Source organism: Psychrobacillus sp. FSL H8-0487 (assembly GCF_038008385.1).
GTDB classification, from domain to species: Bacteria; Bacillota; Bacilli; order Bacillales_A; family Planococcaceae; genus Psychrobacillus; species Psychrobacillus psychrotolerans.
The window spans coordinates 299,494-311,708 of the sequence record NZ_JBBOZA010000001.1 but is presented as its reverse complement, the minus strand read 5'-3'; the positions used below and the strand labels follow the sequence as shown (position 1 = coordinate 311,708).

Here is a 12,215-nt window from a genome sequence, read left to right as displayed (position 1 = left end):
AATATGTAGTATTGAAGAAATAAAAGGAGTAGACTGGTAAACGGTTGTTTTGTTATGTATAAAAATTACATTTTCATAGTTTTGTGAACTATGTTAAAGGAGAATAAAAGTGACGCAATATAACTTAGAAGAATTAAAACTGTTGAATCAAGTGATTTTTGCTTTATTTATAGTAGCAGATTTAGCACTTGGTCTCTTTTACTATAATAATGAGTTCCCTTGGTTCGCGTTAATAGGTTCAAGTATTGGACTAGCTATTATTGTTCTTTGCTGGACTGGAAAAAAATATATATACTTTATCGCTTTTTTATTGGTTTATACGATCCTATTTTCATTAGTTTATAACTGGCATTCATTTTTTCATTAATTAGATTATTTTTTTAATTCATTGTTTACTTGAATAAACAATTTAAGCTATTTTTCTACTAATTTACGTTGGAGGTTATATTATGTCAGAACAGGAAAAAAAGGCTCCATACTTAGATAAACGTTCATCTAGACGTACATTTATCAAAAATTCCGGATTAACAGTTGGTGGAGTTGTACTAGGTGGAGCACTCGGTTCTTTACTAGGTAAAGATTCAACATCTGAAACTCACGAAACTGGCGTTCATTCAACATCTGCTGCGGTGAATTACAACCAAGCACTAATGTATTTTGACAAAGCACAATTCGATACGATAGATGCGGCAACAGAACAAATTTTCCCTAAAACAGAAGTAGGACCCGGTGCGAAAGAATTACTTGTTGCATATTATATCGATCATCAACTTGCAGGAAGCTTCGGCCTTAACTCAAGAGAATATATGACTGGTCCTTTCTTCCCTGCAGAAGCAGTTCCACAACAAGGGTACCAAACCCATTTAAATCGTCAGCAAGTTTTTAACCTTGGAATTACAGCTTTAAATACAGAGGCTGCGAAGAAATCCGATGAGAAACCTAAATTTGCTAATTTAACAGAAGAACAACAAATCGAGATCTTAAAAGACTTCGAAGCTGATAAAGTTAAATTAAGCGGAGCTGTTAGTTCATCCTTTTTCTTTACTTTGCTTAGAAAAGTAACGATTGAAGGAGTATATGCTGACCCTATGTACGGCGGTAACAAAGATATGGCTGGTTGGAAAATGAAAAATTTCCCTGGACATCAAACGAATTATATGAACGTATTAGAAAAAGATGAATTCGTGAAAATCGCTCCTATGAGCTTAAACTCGCAACATCAACATTAATATCTACCAATAGAAAGGGTGAAAAACTTTGGCAACTAAATTACCAAAAACAGATATAGTTTTAGTAGGGGTAGGTTGGGTAGGCGGTATTATTGCAGCTGAACTTACAAAAAAAGGATATAAAGTGGTAGGTATTGAACGTGGTAAAGAACGTTCTACTGAAGATTATTTTATGGCTCACGACGAATTACGATACGCAGATCGTAAAGAAATGATGCAGGATCTTTCAAAAGAAACACTTACATTCCGTCATAATACGACACAACGAGCATTACCTTATCGTGAATGGGGTAGCTTCTTAATTGGAGAGGGAACAGGTGGTTCAGGAGAGCATTGGAATGGACAAACTTTCCGCTTCTTACCATACGATTTCGAGATCTATTCAGAAACTGTTAAACGTTACGGAAAAGGTAAAATCCCTAAAGGGATGATGCTTCAAGACTGGGGTATAACTTACAAAGAGTTAGAACCTTACTTTGATAAATTCGATGCTATGACTGGTATTGGCGGCGAACCGAATCCATTGCCTGGTTCTCCACAAGTTAAATATCCTAATCCACCAATGTTGGAAACACCTGTTACAGCATTATTCAAAAGTGCAACTAAAGATCTTGGATATCATCCATACCATATGCCATCCAACAATTTAACACAACCATATACAAATCCAGATGGTATTGCTCGTAGTGCTTGCCAATATTGTGGTTTCTGTGAACGTTTTGGTTGTGAATATGGAGCGAAAGCATCACCAGTAGTTACAGTATTACCTGTAGCTAAGGAAACAGGGAACTTCGAAGTTCGGCCTCATTGTGTAGTACGTAAAGTTCTACACACTAACGGAAAAGCTACAGGTGTACTTTATGTAGACACACGTACTGGTGAAGAGTTTATTCAAGAGGCAGATGTAGTTGTAGTTTCAGCCTATCAAATGAATAATATTAAACTTCTATTAAATTCTCAACTTGGCCGCCCATATGATCCAGTTACTGGTACAGGAGTTATTGGTAGAAACTATGCATATCAAACATATTTGGGTACTGCTGTTGGTTTCTTCGATAAAGATTTTAATATGTATGCTGGAGCAGGTGCTCTAGGAGCTCAAATTGATGACTTCAATGGAGACTTCTTTGATCACACTGACTTAGATTTCTTACATGGTGCTACAATTCATATTACACAACTAGGGGATCGCCCTATTGCGAATAATCACGTACCACCAAACGTTCCAAGTTGGGGCAAAGAGTTTAAAGACGCTTCTGTCCAAAACGCAAACCGAGCTCTTATTATTAAAGCACAAGGAGCTTCCCTTCCTTGGCAAGATAATTACATCGATCAAGATCCAACGTATAAAGATGCATTCGGTGACCCATTACTTAGAATGACGTTCAATTGGAAAGACCAAGACCGTCAACTAATGAAATTTATGGGCGAAAAATGTGCTGAGATCATGAAGCAAATGGGTGCAAAAGAAGTTAAAATGACTGGTGATGAAATCGGCGATTACGATATTCGTAACTACCAGTCTACTCATAATACTGGTGGAGTAATTATGGGTGCTGACCCAGAAACAAGTGCTTTAAACAGTTACCTACAAATGTGGGATTGTGAAAACGTATTCGTACCAGGTGCAAGTGCCTTTGCACAAAACTCAGGATACAACCCAACGAACACTGTTGGCGCATTAGCATATCGTGCTGCTGAAGGTATTGAAAAATACTTAAAAACTGGTGGATCTTTAGTTTAAAAACGAGACGCTTCTAAATGAACAAATAATATTTGCTTAACTATAACGATAATTTCTACTCATAGAATTAGCCAACAACTTAAAAACTGCTACCTTCTTTCCATCAAAGAAGGTAGCAGTTTTTTAATATATGGATTCATCCTCAAACTTCCAACTACTCTTTTGGTTTCTAAGAAACTTACACAGTCTTTATAAATACTTCTAATATCTTTGTGTAAATTTCAGGCTGTTCATGATGAACCAAATGCCCTGCAAACGGTACAATTGCAATACGTACATTTGAATTTATCTCAGGATAAATGGATGCACCGATAGTTTCATTCCGCTTTTTCTCCCCTACGATGAATAGTACTGGGAATTCAAATTTTGTTACTGCCTTTACATCTTCAAATGGATACCAGTTTTCATTTTTTCCAAAATGAATGAACTGTCGCCAATCAGATTCATGTAGGTAATCAAAGTAATTAGCGAATTCATTGTTTTGTAATAAATTATTTTGCCCTTTAACATCTTCCTTATGGATTTCCAACCAGTTGTCCGGCTTTACTGGTGTAACTCCTGAAATAGCTAACGTAATAACCCTTTCTGGAAACATGTGTGCAAATTTAATCGCTACAAGTGCACCCAACGAACACCCTACGAGATGAACAGCAGAAACTTTTAAATAATCCAGCGTTTCCAATAAATCCTTTGCAGAATCCTCAAAGAAATTTTGTATATTTTCTGTTTTAGATCGACCATGACCTCTCAAGTCTGGTGAAATCACTTGGTAATTATGGCTAAAATACTCTCTTTGAAACTCAAAATCTAATAATCCAGTTTGCAAACCAGTATGTACAAAAATGATAGGTTTCCCATTACCCATAACATTTGTATGTAATATCAATCTATCTCACCTTTTAAATGTTCCTGTTTATTTAGAAACCTAATAATCCTTGCCTTCTCTTTTATTTCTAATAGATGGAGTCCGGTATCACCTGTCGCAAACCCAAATTCACTTTCATTAGGCTGCTTTAAGAATGCTTTGATGAATTGAGAGATAAACCCACCATGAGAGACAATTGCCACCCGATTATATCCCTGATAATCTTGCATGATTTTGTGAAAAATTCTTTCTGCACGAAAGCGAAACTCTAATTCTGATTCACCCTGTTCAATAGGAATATGTAATGGTCTTCCTGCTAGAGGTAGTGGATACTTCACCCGAGCTACCTCCTTAGAAAGTCCCGCTAGCACACCATTATTAAATTCCATTAAATCAGTTTCAATGAGCAAGTTGCAGCCGACGAATTTTTGTAGTATTTCGGCAGTGCCCATTGCTCTTAATAAAGGACTTGCTAAGATAATATCAGGTGGTAGATGTTCTGCTACGTATGTCCCCATTGTATTTGCTTGCAGCTCCCCTAATTTAGTCAAGGCGAAGTCTGCTCTTCCTTCATGCACTCCCAGTAAATCTGCCTCCGATTGTCCATGTCGTATAATAAGTAACTCCACCTGCACATCTCCCTTTTAACGCATTACATATTCCGCTAATACACTTTGTACCTTATATATATTTAGGGTTTTATTGAATTTCTTTTGTATAGGAACTGAGCTTCCCGATAACCAAATTTTTAGTTCCGCGTCCAGATCAAAGGTGCCAGCAGTTTCAATTGAAAAATGAACGATACTTCTATATGGAATAGAATGATACTCTACCTTTTTTCCACTCATACCTTGTTTATCAATAAGCAATAACCGCTTGTTTGTAAAAACGATTAAATCCCGGATAAGTTTATACGCATGTTCCACCTTTTCAGACGAGGCTAGTAAATCCTTTAACTCACTCTCAACCTGGCTATTTTCTATCTCCGACACATTCCCCATTAGCCCATCTAAAAATCCCATCTCTATTCCCCCTAATACATTTTAGTAACTATTCAATAATTGTATCCCAATCTCCTGCTAGGATATGAAAAAAGCCTACTCCCAATTACAATATATTGCTATCGCATAGTAACATATTTCATTATCTGAATATTTTTTTATTTAATTTTTGCAAATATTATCTAGAAACCAAGATAAAAATAGGATACACTGAGTACGATTTGTTTTGTATTATTACTCTTTAATAATTAGTATAAATAAAATTTACTAAACAAATAGTATAAGTCAAAGGAGAAATAAAGTGACGCAATATAATTTGGAAGAATTAAAAATTTTGAATCAAGTATTATTGGCATTATTTATAGTAGCTGATTTTGCTCTAGCTCTTTTCTTCTATAATAGTGCATTCCCTTGGTTTGCTTTAGTAGGCTCGGGTCTTGGTCTAGCCATTATCGTTCTTTGTTGGACAGGAAAACAACATTTGTACTTTATAAGCTCTTTAATTGTATTTACTGTACTGTTTTCTATCGTCTATAACTGGCATTCCATTATCCATTAATTTTTTTTGCATAAATATTTACCTAGTTAAAATTCTCAACTACTTATATAGGAGGTTATATTATGACTGAACAGAAAAAAAATACACCTGTTTTAGACAAACGTTCATCGAGACGTACTTTCATCAAAAACTCAGGCTTAACAGTTGGTGGCGTCGTTTTAGGAGGAGCCCTAGGGAGTCTTCTCGTAAAGGATGGAAAGACTACAGCGAATGAAACAAATGTGCACTCAAGTACTGCTCCTTCTAACCCAAATGTTGCTTTAATGTACTTTACACCCGAACAATATCGTATAACGGAAGCTGCTTCTGAGAGAATTTTCCCGAAAGATGAAAACGGTCCTGGTGCAAAAGAATTACTTGTTGCCTACTATATTGACCATCAACTTTCAGGTGCTTGGGGCATGGGATCAAAAGAATATACATCTGGACCATTCTTCCCTGGAGAAGATACCCAAGGTTATCAAGGTCGCCAAAATCGTCAACAAATCTTTGAAATTGGTTTAAAAGGAATCCAAGATCACAGCTTAAAAACATATGATAAATCTTTCATAGAACTTTCGGAAGATGAACAAGACGCAATATTAACCGAGTTCGCTGATGGAAATGTGGAGCTTAAAGGTGTATCCTCTGCTCATTTCTTTGGTGTCCTAAGAACAGCAACAATTGAAGGCGCTTACGCTGATCCTCTATATGGTGGTAATGCAAATATGGAAGGCTGGAAGATGAAAAATTTCCCAGGACATCAGATGAGCTTCCTGGATATTATTGAAAAAGAATTTACGAAGATTGAACCGATGGCGTTAAATTCTCAGCACAAACATTAATAGAATCATAGCTATATAGAAATTGACGATTGAGGGGGAAATAATAATGGTAACAAAATTACCTAAAGTAGATGTTGTCACAATAGGTGTTGGTTGGTCCGCTGGTATCATCGCGGCTGAGCTGACAAAACAAGGTAAAAAGGTTGTTGGATTAGAGCGCGGTAAAGAGAGAAAAACAGAAGATTATTTTATGGCCCATGATGAGCTTAGATATGCAGTTCGACATGAAATGATGCAAGATCTTTCAAAAGAAACAATTACTTTCCGTAATAACGACAAAATGCGCTCTCTTCCTATGAGATCTTATGGTTCATTCTTACTCGGTGTTGGTGTTGGTGGTTCTGGTGCCCACTGGAACGGTCAAAACTTCCGTTTCCTTCCATATGATTTTGAACTGCGTAGTAAAACAATTGAAAAATATGGTTTAGATAAAATACCTGCTGATATGACTATCCAAGACTGGGGTATTACATATGATGAGATTGAACCTTATTATGATCAATACGAAAAAATGGCAGGTATTTCTGGCGAAGACAATCCACTAGGTGGAAGACGCTCTAACCCATTCCCTACTCCGGCGATGAAAAAAACAGAGGCAATGCGCTTATTTGATGAGGCTACAAAAAAAATGGGTTATCATCCGTATGTGCAACCTTCTGCCAATCTATCGGAAAATTATACAAACCCAGATGGAATTTCTCGAGTTGCTTGCCAATATTGTGGATTTTGTGAGCGTTTTGGCTGTGAATATGGTGCAAAAGCAGAGCCTGGTGTAACTGTACTGCCAGTTGCAAAAGCTACTGGGAACTTTGAAGTTCGTCCACATTCTGAAGTACGTCGTATTTTATACTCAAACGGAAAAGCTACCGGAGTTCTTTACACAGATTTAACTACTGGGGAAGAATTTGAACAATCAGCTGATGTTGTCGTATTATCAGGATATGTATTTACAAACGTTCGTCTTCTATTACTTTCTGGAATTGGAAGACCTTATGACCCAACTACTGGTACTGGCGTTATTGGGAAAAACTATGCCTACCAAATTCGTAAAGGTAGAGCAACTGGATTCTTCGATGATCATAAATTCAACAACTTTGCTGGTGCCGGCGGTTTAGGTATGATTATTGATGATTTTAACGGAGATAACTTTGATCACACTGATTTAGATTTTATTCACGGTGGGATGATTATCCTTGGTCAAACAGGACAAAGACCTATTGCTAACAACCAAGTTCCATCTGGCACAAAATCTTGGGGTAAGGATTTTAAAGATGCTTCCCTAAAATATACAAATGCTTCCTTAACGGTAAGTGGTGAGGGTGCTTCGATGGCTTATAAGCAACATTTCCTAGACTTAGACCCTACTTATAATGATGCATTTGGAGATCCATTAGTTCGAATCACTTTTGACTTTGAAGAACAAGATCGTCAATTGACGAAGTACTTGGCTGAAAAGTGTGAAGGAATTCTGAAAGAAATGGGTGCCAATCATGTGGATGTTAGTGGAGATCTTGGGCCTTACAATGTAGCTGAATATCAATCCACTCATAATACTGGTGGTGTAATTATGGGTGCGGATCCTGAGACATCTGCAGTCAACAACTACTCACAAATGTGGGATGTTGAAAATCTATTTGTTGTAGGGGCTTCTTCATTCCCGCAAAATGCTGGATACAACCCAACTGGTACTGTAGGTGCATTATCTTACCGTGCGGCTGAAGGTATTCTTAAGTATATGGAAAAAGGCGGATCGTTAATTTAGTAGTAATTTCATAGAATTAGTCAACAACAAAAAGCTACTCACTTCTTTCTATTAAAGAAGTGAGTAGCTTTTCTCTTACTAACCCCCAATCTTAGGAGGGTATTTAAAAAATCACGGAGAAACTATTTCGTTTCTCCGTGATTTAGTTCATGCAAGCCTATTTTCTGTTATTCAGTCACATTATCCACTACTACATCCGTTTCAATCTGGTTTGCTCTATTATTTTTTGCTTTAATAAAGAACATGATTGTCAAAATAATTGTTAATACTATTCCAATATAGAAGGATAGTTCCAAGTCTAACCTAAATCCAATCTTTGCGTTTAAGATATAGACAAATACCATATAAGTGATAAACAGTGCCGGGATTAGCGACACAATGTAGTTCTTTCCTTTAATGAACAAATACATTGTCGCAATCCATAAGGCGATTGCCGCTGTTGCTTGGTTTGCCCAAGAGAAATATCTCCACAAGATGTTGAAATCAATTTGCGTTAACATCGCCGATATAGCAAACAATGGAACAGCAATCATCAAACGTTTCGCCACTTTTTTCTGATCAATTTTCAAATAATCTGCAATGATTGAACGTGCAGCACGGAACGCTGTGTCACCTGATGTAATTGGTAGTACAACAGCACCAAGTACCGCAATTGTTCCCCCAATAGCTCCTAATAAAGTCATGGATACTTCATTAACTACTGCAGAAGGTGTCCCTGTTGCGATAAATTCACTTAATGTTTGCCCGTCTAGCATACTCATTGCTGCTGCAGCCCAGATCATCGCTATGACTGCTTCCGTAATCATCATGCCATAGAATACATAACGACCTTGTGATTCTTTTTCGACAGTTCTCGAAATAATTGGTGATTGTGTCGCATGAAAGCCAGAAAGTGCACCACATGTAATCGTAAAGAACAGAATCGGGAAAATTGGTACATTATCTGGGTGCATGTTTGTTAACGACAATTCTGGAATTGTATAATCAGAGACTAGTAAAGCAACTCCAACCCCCACAGTACCAATCAGTAGTACTGCGCCAAAGTATGGGTACAGTCTCCCGATAATTTTATCTATTGGAAGAATTGTAGATAAGAAATAATAAATAAAAATAACAACAATCAATATCCATAACGCTACTTTACCATCCATTAATAGCGCTAATAAAGAGGCAGGTGTCGTTACAAATACTGTCCCGACTAATAAAAGAAGCAGTAATGCGAAAACGTTTACAATATGTTTCGAAACGTTACCTAAGAACTTTCCAGCTAACTCTGGAATATGTGCACCTTTGTTGCGAATGGAGATCATACCCGTTAAATAGTCGTGTACAGCCCCTGCAAAGATGGCTCCTAAAACAATCCATAAGAAAGCGACTGGTCCGAATAACGCACCCATAATTGGTCCAAAGATTGGACCTGTTCCTGCTATATTTAGCAGCTGGATGAGCGCATTTTTTTGTTTATTCATCGGTACGAAGTCAACGCCGTCTGCATTTGCATATGCAGGTGTTTTTCGAGCATCTGTAGGATCAAAAATCTTTTCAATGAATTTCCCATAAGTAAAATACGCGACAATTAATAGTGCAATTGCACAAAAAAATGTAATCATGTGAGCCCTCCTATTTCCTTCTATTTCTGAATTTAGTTTTTCTTGCCATAAGGTATATTTAGTTTATGGCAAATTTTCAAAAATAGGAGTATTTCGGTGCAACATGCAAGTTTAAGAGTTTAACATGCAAATAGTGGGAGATAACACGTTATTACAGTTCTAAACGCTGGCGTAATTCTTTAACGTAATTTCTACTGACAGAAAGCTTCTGTTCTAATCCTTCCAACTCTAGCTGATACGCACCATTAAACCATGGTGTTAAGCGGCTGACGTATTTCAAATTAACGAGATATCCTTTATGAATTCGAAAAAATGAAAATGGTACTAAACGACTTTCAAGCTCTTTCAAAGTTGTCCGCACATCATATCCATCGGTTTGCGTAATAATTTTCGTTACTTTGTCATCTCGATAGATATACAAAATATTCTGCGGTAGAATATAATCGATGTCACCGCCAGTTTCTATCGCCAATTTCCCAAGCTTCTCCATACTGTCAGGCGTTGGTGTGGGATATAACGTATTTTCTATTCGCTCTATCGTTTGCTCTAGTAGTCTTTCATCGTACGGTTTCAATAAATAATCGACGGCATTAATCCGAAAGGCCTCTGCCGCAAATTGTGGATAAGCCGTTGCAAAAATGATGAGTGGCACTTTTTTAAACCCCGACAAGGTTTTAGCTACTTCTATTCCATTCATTTTAGGCATCTCGACATCTAGAAAAACAACATCCGGATGGATCTGTAATGCCTTTAAAATTGCAGCCTCTCCACTCTCTGCCTCTCCTACCACTTGAACTCTTGGAAACTTACCTAGTAAATACGTTAATTCCTCTCGTGCATAGCGTTCATCATCTACAACCAATATAGTAATCGATCCCATCAGGCATCCCCCCCCAATTTAGGAATTCTAAAGGAAATAGCTGTTCCTTCATTCTCTTTACTTACAATCTTTAAACCCGCCTGGTCTCCAAACGTCATTAGTAGTCTACTATTAATATTGAATAATCCTACTCCAGTTCCTGATTCGGACTCGAGCGGCATTGTGCCCAGAACAGCGAGTCGTTCAGGTAATATCCCTTTCCCATTGTCTTTCACGATAATCTCAATTTCTGCATCAAAGTCACGTACCGTCATTTTAACCACACTATTATTTTCCATATCCTTAATGCCGTGGTGAATAGCATTTTCAACAATGGGCTGTAATGTGAATGGAGGAATCTTTTCATTTAGCAAATGTTCATCCACGTCATATAAAATGGTCAGTCGATCTATAAATCTAGCTTCAGTTATTTCCAAATAAGCTTTAACATGCAATAGCTCTTGCTCAAGTGTTATTTGAGACGCAGTTGTCCCTGTGACATTTTGTCGCAGAAAATAGGATAATGACGTCAGTAGTTTCCTTGCCCGATCAGGATCTGTGCGAATCAACGACACAATAATATTCATAGAATTAAATAAAAAGTGGGGATTGATTTGCGCCTGTAACGCTTTGATTTCAGCCTCTTTTGCCAACTGATAAGCATGATCAGTTTCAGCAATTTCTAGCTGGTTACTTAATAGGGAGCTCAATCCGACAATTAGTTCAATATTATCTTCAGTTATGACTTTTTCAGATGGATAGTATAGTTTCAGTGTGCCAATGGTTTCTCCACGCTGTATAAGTGGGACAATGACTGCTGCTCCTAATTGACAGCCAGGATAATTGCAGTGAATGGTGCCATCATTGACAACAACTACCTCTCCATGTTGTATGACATTTCTGGTTTCATCTGTCCGAATCGGACTACCCCCCTTATGATGATCACTGGCAATTCCAACATGCGCAAGAATGTCCGTTTGGTTGGTCATAGCAACAGCACTTGGTTGTAATTCACGGAATAGAATATTACAAACGGCTTGTGCAGTGACAATGTTCATGCCGGTGCGTAGGTAGCTTAGTGTTTGATTTGCAATACGCAGCATTTTCTGTGCTTGCAATGCCAATACTTTCTCTTGTTGGCTGATCACATTATAGACAATCAGTATAAATAGTGCAGTTCCTACACCATTAGCTAAAATCATCGGTATACCAATGATCTTAACCAATGTAAGTGATTGCTCAAATGGTTTTGATATCAATAAAATCATAGACATTTGCATCGCTTCAGTAAATGCCCCTATAGCAAAGACAGTAAGCGGTTTAAGTGCCCTTTCTTTTCGATAAAAAATTCCTGCAACAGCTCCCGCTATGATAGTTGACAGACCACAAGACACAGCTGTAAATCCACCTAATGTCATACGATGAATACCTGCAATCAGTCCCGCACCAATCCCCACACGGTAGCCGCCTAACAGACCTGCAACGACCACACCGATAACACGTGAATTTGCAATAGCTTCCTCTGAACTCAAAACTGTTGCGACACTATTAAAATGCAGTGAATTCGTATCGAGTGCAACTCCAAAATACGTTCCCACAATACCAAAAAAGCCAAAAAATAAGATCGCCGCAATCTCCTGCTTGCGATTCAATTTATCACGATACACTAAGTTTTTAAAAAACTGAAAACGAGTCAAAATAAAGGCAACGGCAACAATCATGCCAACCCTCTCAAGCATTATGGCAAGCAAGTCCAACAACA

12 protein-coding genes are annotated in these 12,215 nt (G+C 37.6%); 6 read left to right on the top strand and 6 right to left on the bottom strand.

Features of this window, described 5'->3' with window-relative positions; translation table 11 throughout:
* Nucleotides 1-109: 109 nt before the first annotated feature.
* The 3 genes from MHI47_RS01565 (at nt 110) to MHI47_RS01555 (ending at nt 2,973) form a co-directional block, all read left to right on the top strand.
* Nucleotides 110-367, top strand: coding sequence for a hypothetical protein (locus MHI47_RS01565; RefSeq protein ID WP_093536288.1), 258 nt, complete (start codon nt 110-112; stop codon nt 365-367).
* An 82-nt stretch (nt 368-449) separates the two neighbouring features.
* The gene (locus MHI47_RS01560) at nt 450-1,229 is read left to right on the top strand and encodes a gluconate 2-dehydrogenase subunit 3 family protein (RefSeq protein ID WP_340829150.1); all 780 of its coding nucleotides are present in this window, start codon (nt 450-452) and stop codon (nt 1,227-1,229) included.
* A 28-nt stretch (nt 1,230-1,257) separates the two neighbouring features.
* Nucleotides 1,258-2,973 carry a GMC family oxidoreductase gene (locus tag MHI47_RS01555; protein ID WP_093536292.1) on the top strand — a complete coding sequence of 572 codons (1,716 nt, stop codon included), beginning with the start codon at nt 1,258-1,260 and terminating at the stop codon, nt 2,971-2,973.
* Nucleotides 2,974-3,151: 178 nt separating this feature from the next.
* Here MHI47_RS01555 and MHI47_RS01550 read toward each other — a convergent pair whose 3' ends face one another.
* From MHI47_RS01550 to MHI47_RS01540, 3 genes are read right to left on the bottom strand one after another with little or no spacing between them, the layout of a single operon-like run.
* Nucleotides 3,152-3,859 (bottom strand): alpha/beta fold hydrolase, encoded by a 708-nt coding sequence (locus MHI47_RS01550; RefSeq protein ID WP_340829148.1) that lies wholly within the window; start codon nt 3,857-3,859, stop codon nt 3,152-3,154.
* Nucleotides 3,856-4,467: a histidine phosphatase family protein gene (locus MHI47_RS01545; RefSeq protein ID WP_340829146.1), complete on the bottom strand. Its 612-nt coding sequence runs from the start codon at nt 4,465-4,467 to the stop codon at nt 3,856-3,858. The genes MHI47_RS01550 and MHI47_RS01545 overlap by 4 nt, the downstream gene beginning before the upstream one ends.
* 15 nt (nt 4,468-4,482) lie before the next feature.
* Nucleotides 4,483-4,860, bottom strand: a complete 378-nt coding sequence (locus MHI47_RS01540; protein WP_093536298.1) for a PH domain-containing protein — start codon at nt 4,858-4,860, stop codon at nt 4,483-4,485.
* Nucleotides 4,861-5,140: 280 nt separating this feature from the next.
* On the opposite strand from MHI47_RS01540, the gene MHI47_RS01535 reads away from it, so the two are divergent.
* The 3 genes from MHI47_RS01535 (at nt 5,141) to MHI47_RS01525 (ending at nt 7,984) form a co-directional block, all read left to right on the top strand.
* Nucleotides 5,141-5,398, top strand: coding sequence for a hypothetical protein (locus MHI47_RS01535; protein ID WP_093536300.1), 258 nt, complete (start codon nt 5,141-5,143; stop codon nt 5,396-5,398).
* Between the two features lie 62 nt (nt 5,399-5,460).
* A complete protein-coding gene (locus MHI47_RS01530) occupies nt 5,461-6,222 on the top strand; it encodes a gluconate 2-dehydrogenase subunit 3 family protein (protein ID WP_340829143.1) in 762 nt (253 codons plus the stop codon).
* 46 nt (nt 6,223-6,268) lie between these two features.
* Nucleotides 6,269-7,984 carry a GMC family oxidoreductase gene (locus MHI47_RS01525; RefSeq protein WP_093536304.1) on the top strand — a complete coding sequence of 572 codons (1,716 nt, stop codon included), beginning with the start codon at nt 6,269-6,271 and terminating at the stop codon, nt 7,982-7,984.
* A 167-nt stretch (nt 7,985-8,151) separates the two neighbouring features.
* Here the strand turns inward: MHI47_RS01525 and MHI47_RS01520 are convergent, their stop codons facing one another.
* The 3 genes from MHI47_RS01520 to MHI47_RS01510 form a co-directional block, all read right to left on the bottom strand.
* Nucleotides 8,152-9,594 carry a carbon starvation CstA family protein gene (locus MHI47_RS01520; protein WP_093536306.1) on the bottom strand — a complete coding sequence of 481 codons (1,443 nt, stop codon included), beginning with the start codon at nt 9,592-9,594 and terminating at the stop codon, nt 8,152-8,154.
* A 151-nt stretch (nt 9,595-9,745) separates the two neighbouring features.
* Nucleotides 9,746-10,474 carry a LytR/AlgR family response regulator transcription factor gene (locus tag MHI47_RS01515; protein ID WP_340829142.1) on the bottom strand — a complete coding sequence of 243 codons (729 nt, stop codon included), beginning with the start codon at nt 10,472-10,474 and terminating at the stop codon, nt 9,746-9,748.
* Nucleotides 10,474-12,213: a sensor histidine kinase gene (locus MHI47_RS01510; protein WP_340829140.1), complete on the bottom strand. Its 1,740-nt coding sequence runs from the start codon at nt 12,211-12,213 to the stop codon at nt 10,474-10,476. The genes MHI47_RS01515 and MHI47_RS01510 overlap by 1 nt, the downstream gene beginning before the upstream one ends.
* Nucleotides 12,214-12,215 lie beyond the last annotated feature (2 nt).

What these genes read in the sequence shown, in the direction of transcription:
- MHI47_RS01560 (WP_340829150.1), top strand. Translation starts at nt 450, where the DNA reads ATGTCAGAACAGGAAAAAAAGGCTCCATACTTAGATAAACGTTCATCT.
- MHI47_RS01540 (WP_093536298.1), bottom strand. Translation starts at nt 4,860, where the DNA reads ATGGGATTTTTAGATGGGCTAATGGGGAATGTGTCGGAGATAGAAAAT.
- MHI47_RS01530 (WP_340829143.1), top strand. Translation starts at nt 5,461, where the DNA reads ATGACTGAACAGAAAAAAAATACACCTGTTTTAGACAAACGTTCATCG.
- MHI47_RS01525 (WP_093536304.1), top strand. Translation starts at nt 6,269, where the DNA reads ATGGTAACAAAATTACCTAAAGTAGATGTTGTCACAATAGGTGTTGGT.
- MHI47_RS01520 (WP_093536306.1), bottom strand. Translation starts at nt 9,594, where the DNA reads ATGATTACATTTTTTTGTGCAATTGCACTATTAATTGTCGCGTATTTT.
- MHI47_RS01515 (WP_340829142.1), bottom strand. Translation starts at nt 10,474, where the DNA reads ATGGGATCGATTACTATATTGGTTGTAGATGATGAACGCTATGCACGA.